Source organism: Streptomyces sp. C (assembly GCF_000158895.1).
In the GTDB taxonomy this organism is placed as follows: Bacteria; Actinomycetota; Actinomycetes; order Streptomycetales; family Streptomycetaceae; genus Streptomyces; species Streptomyces racemochromogenes.
Genome location: NZ_GG657750.1, coordinates 7077849 through 7094908, shown reverse-complemented (window position 1 = coordinate 7094908; position 17060 = coordinate 7077849). Strand labels below are relative to the sequence as shown.

16 protein-coding genes and 2 pseudogenes are annotated in these 17060 nt (G+C 73.6%); 2 read left to right on the top strand and 16 right to left on the bottom strand.

Annotated elements, in window-relative coordinates:
* Positions 1-584 (top strand): carbonic anhydrase (locus SSNG_RS31735; protein ID WP_128637260.1); only part of this gene is annotated, 584 nt, incomplete at its 5' end.
* 87 nt (positions 585-671) lie between these two features.
* On the opposite strand, the gene SSNG_RS31730 is transcribed toward SSNG_RS31735, so the two are convergent.
* From SSNG_RS31730 to SSNG_RS31675, 12 genes and pseudogenes are all read right to left on the bottom strand, one after another.
* Positions 672-1934: an MFS transporter gene (locus SSNG_RS31730; protein WP_007268040.1), complete on the bottom strand. Its 1263-nt coding sequence runs from the start codon at positions 1932-1934 to the stop codon at positions 672-674.
* A complete protein-coding gene (locus SSNG_RS44290; RefSeq protein ID WP_007268039.1) occupies positions 1931-4489 on the bottom strand; it encodes an ATP-grasp domain-containing protein in 2559 nt (852 codons plus the stop codon). Before SSNG_RS44290 ends, SSNG_RS31730 begins: the two co-directional genes overlap by 4 nt.
* 86 nt (positions 4490-4575) lie before the next feature.
* Positions 4576-5535, bottom strand: a complete 960-nt coding sequence (locus SSNG_RS31715) for a cysteine synthase family protein (RefSeq protein WP_007268038.1) — start codon at positions 5533-5535, stop codon at positions 4576-4578.
* A gap of 252 nt (positions 5536-5787) precedes the next feature.
* Positions 5788-6583 (bottom strand): annotated as a pseudogene (gene sigJ, locus SSNG_RS31710) (RNA polymerase sigma factor SigJ).
* 126 nt (positions 6584-6709) lie between these two features.
* Complete coding sequence (locus SSNG_RS31705) at positions 6710-7495, bottom strand: carbonic anhydrase (protein WP_007268036.1); 786 nt, start codon at positions 7493-7495, stop codon at positions 6710-6712.
* A gap of 76 nt (positions 7496-7571) precedes the next feature.
* Positions 7572-8174, bottom strand: a complete 603-nt coding sequence (locus SSNG_RS31700) for a HutD family protein (RefSeq protein ID WP_007268035.1) — start codon at positions 8172-8174, stop codon at positions 7572-7574.
* An 84-nt stretch (positions 8175-8258) separates the two neighbouring features.
* On the bottom strand, positions 8259-8399 hold the full coding sequence (locus SSNG_RS45450; RefSeq protein WP_347232510.1) for a hypothetical protein: 141 nt from the start codon (positions 8397-8399) through the stop codon (positions 8259-8261).
* Between the two features lie 76 nt (positions 8400-8475).
* A pseudogene (locus SSNG_RS45445) lies at positions 8476-8631 on the bottom strand (peptidase inhibitor family I36 protein); the annotation flags it as partial.
* On the bottom strand, positions 8628-9284 hold the full coding sequence (locus SSNG_RS31690; RefSeq protein WP_007268033.1) for a hypothetical protein: 657 nt from the start codon (positions 9282-9284) through the stop codon (positions 8628-8630). The pseudogene SSNG_RS45445 and the gene SSNG_RS31690, both read right to left, overlap by 4 nt.
* A gap of 119 nt (positions 9285-9403) precedes the next feature.
* Positions 9404-10810, bottom strand: coding sequence for a VWA domain-containing protein (locus SSNG_RS31685; protein ID WP_007268032.1), 1407 nt, complete (start codon positions 10808-10810; stop codon positions 9404-9406).
* Between the two features lie 127 nt (positions 10811-10937).
* The gene (locus SSNG_RS31680; RefSeq protein WP_007268031.1) at positions 10938-11141 is read right to left on the bottom strand and encodes a cold-shock protein; all 204 of its coding nucleotides are present in this window, start codon (positions 11139-11141) and stop codon (positions 10938-10940) included.
* 168 nt (positions 11142-11309) lie between these two features.
* Positions 11310-12095, bottom strand: a complete 786-nt coding sequence (locus SSNG_RS31675) for an NAD(P)-binding domain-containing protein (RefSeq protein ID WP_128637258.1) — start codon at positions 12093-12095, stop codon at positions 11310-11312.
* A gap of 97 nt (positions 12096-12192) precedes the next feature.
* Between SSNG_RS31675 and SSNG_RS31670 the strand changes: the two genes are divergently transcribed.
* Positions 12193-12654, top strand: a complete 462-nt coding sequence (locus tag SSNG_RS31670; RefSeq protein WP_007268029.1) for a hypothetical protein — start codon at positions 12193-12195, stop codon at positions 12652-12654.
* Between the two features lie 49 nt (positions 12655-12703).
* Here the strand turns inward: SSNG_RS31670 and SSNG_RS31665 are convergent, their stop codons facing one another.
* From SSNG_RS31665 to SSNG_RS31650, 4 genes are all read right to left on the bottom strand, one after another.
* Positions 12704-14065 (bottom strand): FAD-dependent oxidoreductase, encoded by a 1362-nt coding sequence (locus SSNG_RS31665; RefSeq protein WP_007268028.1) that lies wholly within the window; start codon positions 14063-14065, stop codon positions 12704-12706.
* Positions 14066-14202: 137 nt separating this feature from the next.
* Complete coding sequence (locus SSNG_RS31660; RefSeq protein ID WP_007268027.1) at positions 14203-14736, bottom strand: GNAT family N-acetyltransferase; 534 nt, start codon at positions 14734-14736, stop codon at positions 14203-14205.
* 69 nt (positions 14737-14805) lie between these two features.
* Positions 14806-15771, bottom strand: a complete 966-nt coding sequence (locus SSNG_RS31655; protein ID WP_007268026.1) for a 2-oxoglutarate and iron-dependent oxygenase domain-containing protein — start codon at positions 15769-15771, stop codon at positions 14806-14808.
* Positions 15772-16144: 373 nt separating this feature from the next.
* Positions 16145-16645, bottom strand: coding sequence for a zinc ribbon domain-containing protein (locus SSNG_RS31650; RefSeq protein ID WP_007268025.1), 501 nt, complete (start codon positions 16643-16645; stop codon positions 16145-16147).
* Positions 16646-17060 lie beyond the last annotated feature (415 nt).

The window sequence follows — 17060 nt, the reverse complement described above, 5'->3', positions numbered from 1 at the left end:
TCTCCTGCATCGACTCCCGGGTGCCGCCCGAGCTGCTCTTCGACACCGGGCTCGGCGACCTGTACGTGCTGCGCACCGGTGGTCAGGCGGTCGGCCCGGTGGTGACCGGCTCCGTCGAGTTCGGGCCGGTGACCGGCGGCACCCCGCTGGTCTTCGTGCTCGGGCACCAGCGCTGCGGCGCCATCGACGCCGCGTACAAGGCGCTGCGCGACGGGAAGAACCTGCCGGGCGGCCTCCGGGCGGTCCAGCAGGCCCTGAAGCCGGCGTACGACCAGGTGGCCAAGGAGGGCGGCACCGGCGACCCGGTCGACCGGATGATCCGCGCCCAGATCAAGCTGACCGCGGACGACCTGCGTGCCAACGCGGATCTGGCCCCCATGGTCAAGAAGGGGTCGGTCGTGGTGGTCGGCGGCTACTACTCCCTCGACACCGGCAAGGTGGAGGTCCTGACGGGCGCCCCCGCCGGCGCGGCGACGCCCAGCCCCGCGGGCACCGGCTCCGCCACCCCGGGGCCGTCCACGAACCCGGAACCCTCGGGCACCCCCGCACCGATGGGCACCATGCCGATGGGCACCCCCTCCTGAATCCCCCGGGCACGCAGGAGCCCCCCGCCGGACCGCGGTGACGCGGTCCGGCGGGGGGCTGCGTACGGGGCGGCGCGCCCCGGGCGGTCAGGCCGCCGCGGGCTCGGCGGCCAGACCCCTGCCCTCCGGCACCGGACGCGGCCGCGGGTAGACCGCCTCCTCCGGCAGCCTCGGCTCCAGGCGCAGGACGCCCAGGGCCGACACCGTCGCGCCCACCGCGAGGACCAGCCACATCGCCAGCGGTGACAGGGTGAGCAGGGCCGTCAGGACGGCCGGTGCCAGGGCGCTGGGCACCGCCCAGGAGAGCTGGTACACGGCGAGGTGGCGGCCCCGCGTCTCCTCCGGCGCGGCCTGCGCGCACAGGGCAGACGCCGTGGCCCCGTGCATCAGCTCGCCGGCCGTGAACAGGGCCGTCGCGGCGAAGATGCCGATCAGGATGGCGGTCTTGTCGCCCACCGCGGCCAGTACGGCGAACACCAGGAACGAGGAGGCGAACACGGCCGCGCCCAGGGCCACCGCCCGCGAGCGGCGGTAGGCGACCAGGGCCCGGGTGACCGGGATCTGGAGCAGCGCGATCCCGACCGTGTTGACCGCGTACAGGACGCCCACGAGCGAGGTGGACGCGCCCAGGTCCTGGGTGACGTACGCCGGGATGCCGATGGCGAGGACGGTGTAGCCGAACGCCGTGGGCACGTTGAGCAGGGTCAGGGCGAGGAACGGCCGGTTGCGGGCCACCAGCCGGTAGCCGCCCTTGCGGGAGGTCCGGGCGGCCGGGGCGGCCGACTTCGCGATCGGGATCGAGCCGAAGCAGGCGGCCGCCAGCAGGTACCCGGCGGCGGTGCCGATCACGATCACGTAGTAGAACGCGTCGCTGCCGAGGGCCAGGACCCCGCCGGCGACCAGACCGCCCACGCCCAGACCGGCGTTGCGCAGGCTGCGCTGCGCGGCGAGCAGCTTGTCCCGCTCCGTGCCCTGGACGAACTCGGCGATGAACGACTGGATCGCGGGAGGGTAGGAGGTGTCGCCCAGCGCGACCAGCAGGATCACGGCGAACATCGTGTAGCCGTTGTCGACCAGCGGGTACGTGCAGAAGCCCGCGGCCCGCAGCAGGTACCCGCCGGTGACGACTGCCTTGGCCCCGAACCGGTCGATGAGGACGCCCGCCGCCGGGTTGCTGACCAGGCCGATCACGGCGGCGGCCGTCATCAGGGTGCCCACCTGGGTGAGGGGGAGCCCCGTCACGTGGTGGAAGTAGAGCAGGGACAGGGGCAGGTACATGCCGGCGCCGGTGGCGTCGACGACCATGCCCAGCATGTACCGCGTCTTCGCGGACAGGCGGGACCCCTTCATGACGCGTCGCCGATCACACTGTGCTCGCGCACCCACTCGCCGAGCTCGCGCAGCCTGCGCTCGACCTCCGCGCGGGTCGGGCCGGTGCCCACCGCGGCCGCGAGGAAGTCGGAGGAGCCGGAGGCCGGGGCGATGACCTGGCCCTCCTCGGCGTAGAGCCAGAACCCGTCGAGCCAGTCGTGGCCGGGGACCCCGGGCAGCTCGCGCACCAGGCCGGGCCGCTTCATCATCAGCAGCTGTCCCGCCATGTGACGGGGCTTCGGCAGGTCCGCGGTGTCACCGCCGCGCCGGACGGCGGGCTGGAGCTCGTGGCCCGCGTCGGCGCGTACGGCGTACCCGCCGAGGTGCACGCCGAACAGGCTGTGGAAGACCTCGCGGATCTTGGCGCCGCCGGGGCGGCAGGCGATCTCGCACAGGACGAGGCGGTCGTCCGGGGTGTGGAAGACCTCCATGTGGAAGGCGTGGTCGCGCAGCCGGGAGCCCTCGGGGGCCAGCGAGGCGAGGACCCGTTCGGCGAGGTCGAGCAGGCGCGCGGTGATGGGGTCGTCCTCGTCGAGGGTGAGGTCGATGCGCGGGCCCGGGTCGGAGGCGAAGGAGGACAGGTCGTACTGGTACTGCGAGGGCCAGGCCATCGCGACCCGGCCGTCGCGCACCACGCCGTCGACGTGGCACATCCGGCCGGGGACGAAGTCCTCCAGCAGGACGTCGTCGCGCTCGCCACCGGCGTACACCTCCGTGAGGCACTCCTCGAAGGAGGCCTCGTCATGCAGGATGCGCAGGCCGATCGCGTTGAATCCGCTGCGCTCCTTGAAGACGACGGGGAAGCCCTCGGCGGCGGCGAACTCGCGTGCCTGGTCGGCGGTGCGGGCCTGGACCCAGGCCGCGACGTCGATGCCGGACGCCTGCGTGCGGGTCTTCATCAGCGCCTTGTCGCGGAACGGCACCACGTCGTCGTGCCAGGCGCCGCGCAGGCCGAAGCGCTCGCGCAGCCGTGCGGCGCGCAGCATGTCGGCCTCGTGCAGGGCGGTCACGCCGGTGATGCCGTGCTCGGCGACGAGTTGGGCGGCGCGGGCGTCGACCTCCTCCGCGTCGAAGTCGTCGAAGATCTCCAGGCGGGTGTAGCCGAGGTCGCCGTCCGGCACCTTCTCGCCCGCGAGTTCGATCTTGTCGCGGGCGGCGAGGACGACGATGTCGCCGGTGTGGTCGGGCAGCCAGGAGCGGTAGGGGAACGGCTCCAGCGGGTTGCGGTGCAGGATCAGCAGGTTCTCGCGCGGGGCGATCTCGGACGGCTGCGCGAGGACGGTCTCCCCGTCGGGGCCGGCGAGGGTGATGCGGATGTGCTCGCGGATCACCTCGGCGCCCCGGCGGATCGCCGCGGAGGTGTCCTCGGCGGCGACGGCGATCAGGCCGAGCCGGTCCCAGTTGTCCTTCAGGACCCGCACCTCGTCGCCCGGCTTCGCGCTGGGGGTGACGGAGATGACGCCCTCGGCGGCGCGGGCCTCCTCGATCCCGTCGATGGACTCGACCCGGGTGCCGGGGGTGCCGATCAGGGCGCGGACGCTGGCGCCGCCGTGCGCCCGCGGCCGGTCGGGGAGCTCCTCGACCAGTCCGAAGGGGGCGCCTACGGCGAGGGTGACCAGGTCGACGCCGAAGGCGCTGCGCACCAGCTCGGGGATGGAGTCGCCGCCGATCCGGTTGTGGCCCTCGATGACGCGCGGGCCCTTGGCGGTGAGGCGGACCTCGGTGTGGCAGACGCCGTCGCGCAGGCCCATCACGTCGAGGAAGCCGCGTATGCCTTCGCGTATCGCCTCCTCGTCGGCGTCGGACAGCCGGGCCGGGACGGCGTGGCCGAGCTCGGCGAAGTGGCCGTCGGCGGTGAACTTCTCGGTGACGGTGACGATGACGTGGCGGCCGCCGAAGCTGAAGGACTCGACGCTGAACTCGGGTCCGTCGAGGAACTCCTCCATCAGGAAGTCCTTCAGGACGAACAGGGAGGAGACCCGGTCGGTGCGGGTGCCGGAGAGCCGGCTGACCTCGGCCCAGACCCGGTCGGCGTCCCCGGGTCCTTCGACGCGCATGACGCCGATGCTGGCGGTGGCGTCGACGGGCTTGACGATGAACGGGAAGCCGTACTGGGCCCCGAAGGCGTCCAGGTCCTCACGGGTCTTCAGGGACCGTGCGCCGACGGCGTGTTCGGGGTCGTGCTCGGCCACGTAGCGGCGCATGGCGGCCTTGTCGCGGATCCGGGCGGTGACCTCGTAGCCGGTCCCCCCGAGCCCGTACAGGTCGTTGATCCGGCCCGCGTTCTCCAGCCCCGGCTCGGTGAGGGAGACGGCCGCGGCGAAGCCGGGGCTCTCGTGCCAGGCCCGGACCAGGGGTTCGATCTGCTCCCACTCGGTGAAGTCCACCACCTCGACGGCCGCGGCGAGCCGGTTCTGCTCCTCGCTGACCTTGGTGGGGTGCTGGAGCAGCAGCACGCTCAGCCCCAGGTCGTGGGCCTTCCGCACGGTCTCGTCGGTCGCACCGACGAGCAGCAGGGTGCGCTCGGGGTTCATCAGCTCTCTTCTCCCCCTGCGGCCGCAGGGATGTTCGGACTCGTACTCGGGTGGGGAACGGGGGGTGGGGTGGGGCGGGTGCCGGCTCACCCCGGGCCGGCGGTGTCCTCCCGGGGCCACCAGCTGAGGTATCGCTCGCCGCTGTCGGGGAGGACGGTCGCCACGACCGCGTGCGACAGGTCGTGGCGGCGGGCGAGTTCGATGCAGCCGTACGCGGCGGCGCCCGCGGAGATCCCGACGAGGAGTCCGGAGCGGGCGGCGATGGCGCGCGTGGTGGCGGCCGCGTCGGCGTCCTGGACGGGGATCACCTCGTCGATGAGGTGGATGTCGGTGACGGGGCTGACGAAGCCGCCGTTGAGGCCGGGGATGGAGTGCGGGCCGGCCTCGCCGCCGGAGAGCAGCGCGGAGCCCGCCGGCTCGACGGCGACCACCTTCAGGTCCGGGTTCCGCTCGCGCAGGTAGCGGGCGGTGCCGGTCAGGGTGGCGTCGGTGCCGATCCCGCACACCAGGTAGTCGACGTGGCCGTCGGCGTCGTGCCAGATCTCGGGGCCGGTGGTCTCGTAGTGGGCGCGGACGTTGTCGGGGTTGCGGTGCTGGCCCGCGTACCAGGAGCCCGGGATCCGGGCGTGCAGGCGCTCGGCGTGCTCGACGCAGGCGGCGAAGCCGAGGGTGTGGTCGGTGAACTCGACGTCCGCGCCCAGCATCCGCAGGGTCAGGACGCGTTCGCGGGAGGCGTTGGAGGGGAGGACGATCAGGCAGCGGTAGCCGCGGGCGGCGGAGAGGGCCGCCAGGGCGATGCCGGTGTTTCCGGAGGTGGACTCGATGACGGTGGCGCCGGGCCGGAGGGCTCCCGACTCCTCGGCGGCTCTCAGCATGAAGAGGGCGGCCCTGTCCTTGACGCTGGACAGCGGGTTGGCCGCTTCCAGTTTGGCGAGGACCCGGGTCGTGTCGGGCAGTCCGTCGAGCTGGAGCCGGAACAGCGGGGTGCCGCCGACGAGGTCCTCTAACGATGCCGCGACGCGGCGGGTGGTGCGCGCGTGGTTCACGTGCCTACCCCTTTGGTGCTGGTCGTGCGGTGGGTCTCTGCACAGTAGCCAGACCCGGTGGCGCGCGATTGGTGCCCGGCTGGAGCCGGACTCGAATGCCTCTCGCGCACCGTGTGAGTCCGTGGACCGGGCAGGTCAGAGGGCGCCGGTGGGCTTCCCGGATCAGCTGCCGGTGACCGGCGGTGATCTCCTGCGCGGTCGCGCGGGGGCCGGCCGTGCAGCGGTCCTGGGGCATGTCGGCGGCCCGGCCCGTCAGCGGCGCAGGCCCGCCAGCTTGTCGGGGTTGACCTGGATGCGGATGTTGCGCATCAGACCGTCCTCCAGGTCGTAGGTGAGGGAGCCGATCGGCTCGTCCCCGGCCAGGGCGAGGACGCCGAGCTCGCCGTTGATGACCGCCGGGACGACGGTGACCCCGGCCATGGCCGGCTTGGCCAGCACCCCCTGGAGGAAGCGGCCGACGTGGTCCGCGCCGTACAGCGGGCGGCGGGCGGCGGTGACCTTGCCGCCGCCGTCGGACCAGGCGGTGACGTCGGGGGCGAGCATCTCCAGGACGGCGTTCAGGTCTCCGCCGGCGCAGGCCTTCAGGAAGCGCCGGGTGATCTGCTCGCGCTCCGCGGTGTCGGAGTCGTAGCGGTGGCGGCGCTCCGCGACGTGCTTGCGGGCCCGGTGGGAGATCTGACGGACCGCCGGCTCCGGACGGTCGAGGAAGCCGGCGATCTTGGGAGTAGCCGAAGACCTCGCGCAGCACGAACACGGCCCGCTCCACGGGGCCCAGCGTCTCCAGGACGACCAGCATCGCCGTGGAGACGCTCTCGGCGAGCTCCTGCTCCTGCGCCACGTCGGGCTCGGTGAGCAGGGGCTCCGGCAGCCAGGGGCCGACGTACTCCTCCCGCGTGGCGCGGGCCGAGGTGAGCCGGTTCAGGGACAGGTTGGTGACCGTGCGCACGAGGTACGCCTTGGGGTGGCGGACCTCCGAGCGGTCGGCCTTGTTCCAGGTCAGCCAGGCGTCCTGGACGATGTCCTCGGCGTCGCTGACGGTCCCCAGCATGCGGTAGGCGGTGGCGAACAGCAGCCGCCGGTGTTCGTCGAAGGGGTCCGTCGCGGGTTCGGTCGTGATCACCGTTCGATTCTGCCCGGCGTACGGCGGAACCTGCTACCCCGCCCCCGCCGGATGTCAGTTGAGGGTGCTCACCCGCTGGTCGTGCAGGTCGTAGCGGGCCGCCGCGACGGCGAGCTTTCCGGCCGAGACGGCGCGGGCCAGGTCCGGTTCGGCGGCGAGCCGGTCGCGGGTGCTGCGGGCGTGGGCGTCGATGGTGGCGCGGACGCGGGCGTCGCCGTGCCGGGTCCGGTCGATCGCGGGGTTGATCTGGTCGGCCAGGTACTGGATGTGCGCGGGCAGCCGTTCACCGGTCTCGTCGGCGTGGACGGCCGCGCCGACGGCGCCGCAGGACTGGTGGCCGAGGACCAGCACCAGCGGGATCTTGAGCTCCAGGACGCCGTAGGCGATGCTGCCGAGCACCGCCTCGTCCAGCACCTCGCCCGCCGAGCGGACGGTCAGCAGGTCGCCCAGGCCCTGGTCGAAGACGAGCTCCGGGGGGACCCGGGAGTCGACGCAGCCGAGGACGACGGCGAAGGGGTTCTGCCCCTTGGCGAGCCGCAGCCGGGTCGACGGCGACTCGTGGGGGTGCTCCTGACGGTACGTGCGCCAGCGCCGGTTGCCGGCGGCGAGCTCGCGCAGGGCCTGCTCGGGGGTCGTGGGACGGGACCCGGTGGTGGGCGCCGGAGGGGTGGCGGAGGCGGGGAAGGCGGAGCCCAGGGCGAGGACGGATCCCGCGGTCGCGGTGCCGGCCACGGCGGTGCGCAGCAGGGTGCGCCGGCTGGGCGAATCCGCCCCGCGCGCGGCGGTGTTGGGGGCGGCGACCTCGGGAGAAACGTTCGAAGGGCGTATGTTCGAAAGCATGCGCGACGGTATCCGTCTTTACCGTTCCTTGACCCCTGCATGTAATTCGATTGACGCGAATCCGTCTGCCGGTGGCTCAATCCACCCTGGCGGTGGCGTGCATTCCCACAACGGCCACCCGCCCCTCGGTACGGATCACACAGGCCGGGAACTCCCGCAGCAGAACGGCGTCGTAGGGGCCGAGCTCGGTGCGGGCGTCCGGGAACCCCGGGCGGTGGAGCGCCGCCGGGCCCTCCAGGGCCACGACGATCAGGGTCTCGTCCGGCAGCGCGGTGAGGGCGAGTTCTCCCCGCACGACGGCGGCGCGGGCCCGGACCCTGTCCCGGTGGTACATCACGTTGAAGTTCACGACGGGGCCGCCCAGCAGCCGGCAGTCCGTCGCCCGGTCCCCGGGGAAGTGCTGCGGCGCGTACCGCTCGTCGACGACCCGCCGGGCACCGCCGACCGTGAGGTCCATGCCCGCCCCCTCGGCCAGGGTGAGGATCCGGTCGACGCCGGGGAAGCGCGAGAAGGGTCCGTCGGCCTCCACCTCGGCGAGGCTGACCCGCCAGGCGAAGTCGGCGGTGCCCGCGCCCTCGGGCCGGGCCGCGATCTCGCGGGTGACGCCGCCGCCGTTCTTCCACGGTGCGGCCGTCCGGTCGGCGGCGCGCAGGATCCGGATCTCGGCGGGGCCGGGCATGGCGGTGGTTCCTTCCTTCGGGTCCGTACCGCCCGGCGGACGGTACGGACCCGGGCGGCCGGGACCGAGCCTATCCGGGGGGCCTCAGCAGCCCGTCGACCAGGTGTGGGAGCCGCCCTGGTCGTTGGCGCCGGCGTTGTAGCCGACCTCCTGGCCGGGGGCCAGACAGAGCGTCACCCGGCCCAGGTGCTTGCGGCCCTCGTACACCTTCACGTGGTCCGGCACGCCCGGGCCGCTCCACGCCGTGGTTGGCCCAGGAGGAGTCCTGCTTGAACATGTCGCCCTCCCACCAGGAGTCGTCGCCGCTGTGCTCGATCTTCATGCCGTCGAAGTGGGCGTGCGTCCAGACGCAGAAGTAGCCGCTGCGGCAGTCCGCCGCCTCGGCGGTGGTCGAGGTGTCGAGGATCCCGGCGGTGGCGACCAGGGCGGTCGCGAGGAGGGTGGTGAGGCGCTTCATGCGGGCGGGTTTCCCTTCGGTGGTGGTGACGTGAGGACGGTCGTGGCTTCGGTGACGGCGCGGGCGCGCAGCCGCTCCCAGTCGGCGATCTCGCCGCGGTGGCGGGCCCGCACCTCGGCGAGGTCGCGGTGGGTGTGGTCGGCCTCGGGCCGGAGGTTGTTGACGACGACGGAGGCGCGGAACCAGCCGGGCTGGTCCCCGTAGAGCCGCTGCTGCGCGGCGGCGAGGCAGCCGTCGGTGTGGGCGCGTACGACGTGGCCGGTGGGGAGCGCGAGGGACAGCTCCGCCGGGCCCGCGCCGAACAGGGCCGCACTGACCCGCCGGTCGCCGGCGTCCCGCGGGCGACCCGGCCCGGCCCGGGGCGGTACGAGCCCCTGGCGGGTCAGGCACGCGTCGGTGAGGCGCTGCGTGGCGGCCCTGATCAGCTCATCGGGATCGGGCCGCGGCCCGGGGACCTTCGCGGCACAGCCCGCCAGCACCACACAGCCCGCCAGCACGCCGCAGACCACCGCGAACGCGCGGACCGCAGACACCCGCACCGGGGCGGACGCGCGGGCCCGGGCGGACGCCTGGGCCGGGGCGGCGGCGGACGGGGGGTGTCCGGGGCGGCGTGAGGGGCGGAGCGTCCGGGACCCGGGGGGTTCCTTGATCACGCAAAGGTGTCTAGTCGCCGGAGGCGCCCGCGCGACAGGCAGGGGGGCTCCGGCTCACCCGACCGGCCGCACCTTTCACCCGGTGAAACGTTGCTGCGCCCCCGGCGCCCGGGGGCGGGTCAGCGCAGGATGCCCGCCTGCCGGGCCGCGCGCAGCCAGGAGGGGAACTCCGACAGGAGCCGGTCGTACAGGTCCTGGTCCGAGACCCTGTCGATGTCGTCGACGGCGAAGAAGCCGACGTTGTCGACGCGCCGCCCGGGCATGGTGTCGAAGCGCTCCAGCACCCCGAAGCCGGCCCGGCCCAGTCCGACGAACTGCCAGAACACCGGCTCCTCCACGGCCGCCCGCAGCTCCCGCTCGATCTCGTCGTTGCGGTACACGCCGCCGTCGGAGAAGAACAGGACCAGGGTCGGGGCCGGTACCGGGTGGGAGCGTACGAAGTCCCGCACCTCGGCGATGACCTTCTGCTCCTCGTTCTGGAAGCCGACGTGCCGCATGTCGACCTGGCCGGCGACGAGGCCCTTGGGCGGCTTCTTGCGGCCGAAGAGGCTCATCTGGCCGACGCGCACGTGCAGGCGCAGCCACTCGGGCAGGTCCCCGACGGCGAGGTCCGGCAGCCGGGCCGGGTTGGTGGCGAAGGTCCAGGCCTGCATCTCGCCGTCGTCGTCCAGTTGCGCGGCGACGGCCGCCATCCGCTCCACCACGCTCGCGACGGTGCCGCGCGCGTACAGGGTGCTCATCGATCCGGAGGCGTCGAGGACGAGGACCACACGGGCCGTGACCCCCTGGGCGCCGGCCTTGCTCAGGCTGACGGCGACCTGCTTCTTGCGCAGCGACAGCCGCCCCCGCATGTCCTCGGGGAGCCATTCCTCGCCCTTGACGAGCCGTACGACCGCCTCACCGGCCGGCGGGGCGGCCGCGGGCGCCGGCGCGGGCGCGGGCGCGGGGACCGGCCGGGGAGCGGGAGCAGGAGCGGAAGGGGGAGCAGGAGCGGGAGCGGGAGCGGCCGCCGCCGGCGGGGCGTCGTCCACGGTGATGCCGTAGTCGGTGGCGAGTCCGGCGAGCCCGCTCGCGTACCCCTGGCCGACGGCCCGGAACTTCCAGGCCCCGGACCGCCGGTAGAGCTCGCCGCTCACGAAGGCGGTCTCCGGCCCGGCCTCCATGTCGAAGCGGGCCAGTTCGGCGCCGGAGACGGAGTCGAGCAGGCACAGGTGCAGTCCCGGGACCCGGCCGAAGGTGCCGCCGTCGGCGGAGGCGCAGAGCACGACCCGCTCGACGTCCCCCTCCAGGGCGGCGAGGTCGACGTCGAGGGTGTCCGCGCCGGGCCGCTTGCCCAGGTGGCGTACGGCCCCGGAGGCGTGGCGCGGCTGGTTGTAGAAGACGAAGTCCCCGTCGGAGCGGACCCGTCCGGTGCCGGCCAGCAGCAGCGCGGAGGCGTCCACGTCGGGCACTCCCGGCCCGGGCGACCAGCCGAGCACGGCTCTGACGGAGGGGGCGGCGACCGGGAGGTTGGCGCCTTTGCTCATTGTCGTCACGCCGCACAGTCTGCCCGCTGAACCCGCTCCCCGGACCCGAATCGGCCCGGAACGCACGCCGCCGGGGTCCGCACCCACGGGTGCGGACCCCGGCGGCGCGGGGAAGCCGGGCGGAGGCTCAGGCGGGCACGATGTTCTCGGCCTGCGGGCCCTTCTGACCCTGGGTGACGTCGAAGTTCACCTTCTGGCCCTCCTGGAGCTCGCGGTAGCCCTGGGTGGCGATGTTCGAGTAGTGGGCGAACACGTCGGCGCCGCCGCCGTCCTGCTCGATGAAGCCGAAGCCCTTTTCCGCGTTGAACCACTTCACGGTGCCGGACGCCATATCGATTCTCCTTCGGGGCCGTACCCGGATCCGCACTGTGCGGGCCCGGCGTCGCCGTGATGATTGACCCCGTCCGAAGATCTGTGGGAACCACACCTGCAACTGCCAGGACCGTAGCACAGGGCTGTCGCATAAATGCAGAGCGTTACATCGATCGGGTGTACGGAATCAGCCGCGGAACCCGTCCGTGCGCACGGGTGAGGCCTCGGCCAGGGCCCGGGTCACGGCCTCGACGCCGCCGCGCAGCCCGTAGACGGGGGTGTCGGGCTGCTGGCGCCAGGACTCGTCGAGGCCGCCCGCGTCGACGGTGTCGAAACCGAGCTCGTCGATGAGCGCGCGGACCGCCTTCTTGGCCTCCTCGTGGTCGCCGGCCACGGGGAGCGCGATCCGCTCGGGATGCCCCGCGGGCCGCGGCCGGTCGATGATGTCCGCCGCGTAGGTGCCGTTGAAGGCCTTCACCACCGGGTGTCCCAGGTGGCGTTCGGTCCAGCGGCTCTCGGTCAGGCCCTCGTCCTCGACGCCGGCGATCCGGCCGTCGCGGTGCTTCGGGTAGTAGTTGCCGGTGTCGATGACGACGAAGCCCTCGGCCGCCCCGTCGAACAGTCCGGCGGGCAGGTCGGGGACGTTCTTGAAGGGGACGGCGACCACCACGATCTCGGCGCCGCGCGCCGCCTCGGCGACGGTGACGGGGGTGGCGCCGGTCTCCTGGGCGAGGTCGGTGAGGGTCTGCGGGCCCCGGGAGTTGGCGACGGAGACCTGGTGGCCGAGCGAGGTGAGCCGGCGGGTGAGGTTGCCGCCGATGTTGCCGGCGCCGATGATGCCGATCTTCATGAGCTCTCCAGTGCGTACGGAGTCGGATGTCGCGTCCCTCGCAACCTCCTGCCGGCACGCCGCATTCCGCCGTCGCGCGGACTCGGGGGGTACGGATCGCCCGTACGGGCGAAATCTCGCCATTTCCGGGACAAGTGGAAACCGGTGGGCGTTCGGGGCCCGTCATCCAGGGCAGCCGGGAACCGTACCGGCACGCGATCCCGGGGAAAGGCCACGACCCATGCTCCAGCTCCCGACCAAGCGCGTCACCTCCATCGCCCTCAGCGCCGCCGCGGGGGCGGCCGCCCTGCCCTTGGCGGTCGCCGCCGGGACCTCCGCGACCGCGGCCGCGCCGCCGTCCGTCTCCGGCAGCCCGGAGGGGGCGTTCACCCGGATCGCCGACTTCTACGGCTCGTACATCGACGCGGTCTACGACGGGGACGGCGCCACGGCCGACCGGCTGCGCGCGTTCTACCTCTCCGAGCCCCTGCGGCGGGAGCTGCGGCAGTGGGAGGACGCCAACCACGCCGACGGGGTGCTGCGCGCCCAGAACGTGCCGCTCAAGTGGAAGGTGACCTCCGTGGACAGCGGGATGGGCAAGACCAACGCCGCGGTCACGCTGACCTGGAGCGCGAACAGCACCACCACGGTCCACGTCCAGGCCGACCTGGCCACCAGGAAGATCACCGCGATCCGGGACTGACCCCGGACACGCCGATGGGGCCCGCCGTCGGCGGGCCCCACCCGTGGTCTCAGGCGCCGCTCGCCCCGAGCATCTCCTCGCGCTCCACGATCTTCACGCGCTCGCGGCCCTGCGGCTCACCGAGCGCCTTCTCCGCGGCGTCCAGCTTGTACCAGCCGTCCCAGGTCGTGTAACGGACCCGCCGCTCGGCGAGGAAGGCCTCGACCGCCTCCGGCTCGGGAGTGGCGGGGGTCAGCAGACGCCCCTCGGCGTGGTCGGCCAGCAGGTTGGCGACGGTCTCGTTGGCGTCGCCCTTGGTGTGGCCGATCAGACCGATCGGGCCGCGCCGGATCCAGCCGGTGACGTAGGTCGAGGCGAGGTGCCCGCCGTTCTCGATGACGCGGCCGCCCTCGTCGGGCACCGTGCCGGTCGCCACGTCCCAGGGCAGCTTGGGCAGTTCGTCGGAGAGGTAGCCGACGGCCCGGTAGACGGACTGGACGTCCCAGTCGGTGAACCGCCCGGTTCCCTTGACGTTGCCCGTGCCGTCCAGCTCGGTGCGCTCGGTGCGCAGGCCGACGACCTTGCCGTCCTCGCCGAGGATCTCGGACGGGGACTCGAAGAAGTGCAGGAACAGCTTGTGGGGGCGGTCGCCGGTGTCGCGGATCGCCCAGTTCTCCAGGGTCTTGGCGACCATGTCGGTCTGCTTGTTCTTGCGGCGCTCGGCGATGGAGCCCTCGTCGTACTCGATGTCCTCGGGGTTGACGATGACCTCGATGTTGGGCGAGTGGTCGAGCTCGCGCAGCTCCATCGGGCTGAACTTCGCCTGGGCCGGGCCCCGGCGGCCGAAGACGTGGACCTCGAGGGCCTTGTTGGCCTTGAGGCCCTCGTGGACGTTCGGCGGGATCTCGGTCGGGAGCAGCTCGTCGGCGGTCTTGGCGAGGATGCGGGCGACGTCGAGGGCGACGTTGCCGACGCCGAGGACGGCGACCTTCTCGGCCTCCAGCGGCCAGGTCCGCGGCACGTCCGGGTGGCCGTCGTACCAGGAGACGAAGTCGGCAGCGCCGTAGGAGCCGTCGAGGTCGACGCCCGGGATGCCGAGGGCGCGGTCCGCGGTGGCGCCGGTGGAGAAGATGACGGCGTCGTAGAAGGTGTGCAGCTCGTCCAGCGAGATGTCGCCCGGGTAGTCCACGTTGCCGAAGAGGCGGACCTGCGGCTTGTCGAGCACCTGGTGCAGGGCGGTGATGATGCCCTTGATCCGCGGGTGGTCCGGGGCCACGCCGTAGCGGATCAGGCCGAAGGGTGCGGGCATCCGCTCGAAGAGGTCGATGGAGACACCGGGGTCGGCCGCCGCCTCGGACTTCAGCAGCGCGTCGGCCGCGTAGATACCGGCGGGGCCGGCACCGACGATTGCTACCCGCAGAGAGCGAGGCATGACTGGGTTCCCTTCGACCGACAATCTGACTGATCAAGGAAACCCTAAACTAAGGCCACCCTAACCCGGCACCCGCCCCCGGGTTATGACCCCATAACCGGATCTTATGGGGTGCCAAAGGGCGGCTTTGGGGCGGCTCAGCCCTCGTACTCGGTGAGGTCGATGCTGTGGAGGGTGAGCCGGGCCCCGGTCTCCGGGTCGGAGGTCTCCCCGTCGCTCTCCATGCCGAGCTTGCGGATCACGTTCGCGGACTCCTCGTTGCCGACCCGGTTGACGGCGACGACACGGTCCAGGCCCCGGTCCTGGAGGGCGAACTCCAGGGCCGCCTGGGCCGCTTCGGAGGCGTAGCCCTGGCCCCAGAAGGGCCGGCCCAGGCGCCAGCTGATCTGCACCTGGTGCCGCGTCTCGGGCAGGTCGTCGGCGGCCGACAGGCCGACCGCGCCGATCAGCTCGCCGGAGGCGAGGAGCTCGACGGCGAACAGGCCGAAGCCCTCGTCGTCCCACTCCTCCTCCCAGCGCTCGATGGCCTCGGCGGTCTCCTCCAGGTCGAGCGCGGAACCGTCGCCGGTCCAGCGCATCACGTCGGGGTCTGCGTTGATCTCCGAGAGGGGGACGAGGTCGTCGTCGGTCCAGCGGCGGAGGAGGAGACGGGGGGTGCGGATCTCGGTCATGCCCACATCCTGCCGAACGGGGTCCGACCAGGGGTAATCGGGCCCGCCTGATCATGGAGGAGGCCGCCCTCAGGGCACCGTGATGGCGTCGAGCTTCGCCCGCAGGTAGACGTGCGAGTCGACGGGCTCGTGCGCCACCCTGCCGACCGGGGCGGGCAGGGACTCGACGCGGGTGTGCGCGTCGCACTCGTAGAAGTAGACCAGCGACAGCAGTTCCTCGGCCGGGGCGTGCGCGGGCGGCGGCAGCACGCGGTGGCGGCCGGCCCGCCAGCGGTCCCCGGTCCAGCGGGCCAGCAGGTCTCCGATGTTGACGGTGAGCGCCGCAGGGTCCCAGGGGGCGTCCTGCCAGCCCCCCTCGTCGGTGTGGATCTGCAGGCCGCCCGCGCCCGGCTCGCGGTCAAGGACGGTCACCGTCCCGAAGTCGGTGTGCGGCCCGATGCGGAACTGCCCGGGCAGCGGCTCGCCGGTCACCTCGGCGCCCGGGTACCAGTTGACGTTGAACCCCCAGGTGGGGTGCCCGGTGTGGCGGGTGAAGTGGTCCTCGGGCTGGGCCAGGGCGACGGCCAGCAGTTCCAGCAGTTCGTCCGAGAGGGCCCGCATCGCGGCCAGGTACTCGGCCACCGGCGGCCGCAGCGCCGGAACCTCGGCGGGCCAGGTGTTGGGGCGGAACCACTCGGCGTCCACCGAGGGCACCCCCGTCGGGTCCTCCGCCGCCCAGGACCAGGACTCCTTCAGGTCGGGCGGCGAGGCCGTCCCCTCCGCGTAGCTGTTGGCCTCCGCGCCGGGGCCGAGCCAGCCGCGCCCGCCGACGCGCACGGCGTACGGCTGCTTCGCCCCGGGCGGCAGCCTGAAGAACGTGCGGGCGGCCTCCCGGATCCGGGCGGGCAGTTCCGGGTCCACCCCGTGCCCGGTGACGAGCAGGAAGCCGGCCGTCTGGAGCGCCTCGTCGACGCGGGCGGCGGTCCGGGCACGGGCGGCGGGGTCGCCGGAGCGCCACGGCCCGAGGTCGATGACGGGCACCTGGGTGCTGGGCATGGGGACCTGCCTTCCGGGAAGGGGGCCGGGTGTCCGCTCCGAGCGTAGGGGCCGCGGGGTGCCCGTGACCGCCGAACGGGGCCGCGCAGCCCGGAAGGGGCGCGCCGGCCCGCCCCCGGTTGACGACCCGCCCGGCGTCCGGCGGGTCGGCGGGCCCGGACGAAGGCACCCGGGCCGGACCGGCGATCCCGGCGGCGTCCGGCAGCGCCGGCGGTACCCGGGCCGGCCCGGCAGGGCCCGCAGAGGCCCGAACAGGCCCGGACAGGACCGGCAGGGACGGCAGTGGGTGGCGGGGCCGGGCGGCGGGGGCCGGGGGGCAGGCTGGGAGGGCGGTCCCGCAGTGGGAGCAGTAGCGGGCGGCGGGGGCCGGGGGTCAGGCCGGGAGGGCGGTGCCGCAGTGGGAGCAGTAGCGGGCGGCGGACTCCGTGGCGAGGCGGCCGCAGTCGGGGCAGACCCGGTGCAGCAGGCACGCCGGCTCCCCGCCCTCGGCGGCGCCCGCCGTCCGGCCGGCGGTGCCGATGCCGAGGCCGGGGCGCCGGGTGTGGACGGTGAGGTACGCCAGCCCCTGCGGGCCGGCCGTCAGGGAGCGCCGGGCCCCGCGCGCGAGCCAGCAGGCGGTGTGCGGGCGCAGCCGGTGCGGGCCGTCCTCGGTGTCGAGCCGGCCGCCGCCCTCCACCACGACCAGCAGGACGTCGAGGACGGGCTCCGCGTGCTCCGCGATGACCGTTCCCGGGCGGAGCCGGATCAGGTTGGCGTCCAGACCGCGCCCGGTTCCGGTCAGCCGCCACAGTGCGCCGGTCGCGTCGGCGGGGGCTTCGGCGATCACCGCGTCGAGGTCCGTGAGGATCCCGGCGAGGTGGGGGTGCGTCGTCATTGCTGGTCCTTCCCTGCCACGAGCTCGTGCCTCCGCAGTCATACACGATCACGGCCGGCCGTTTCCGGCCGATCCGCTGTTTGCGCTGCGACTGCCCGCAGTCCCTCCCGTCACACCCCGACCGGCACCCCCGGCGGCACCGCCCGAAGGCCCGGGCGATAGGGTCGTGTCCGGATTGCGCCGTCCTCACCCGGATCGGGCGCGAGGCCCGGCCGACGGTCGATCACCGTCCAGGCACGGCCGCTCCTGCCTCCCTGCCCCGCCCGTACCGGAAACCCGCCCCCGCATGCACCCCAGCACCACCACCGTCGCCGACGCCCCCGCCGACGCCCCTGCCCCCACCACCGTCCCCTCCCCGCGCAGGCGCCTGATCACGCCCCGGGCCCCCGCCCGGCTGAGCACCGCCGCCGCCGTC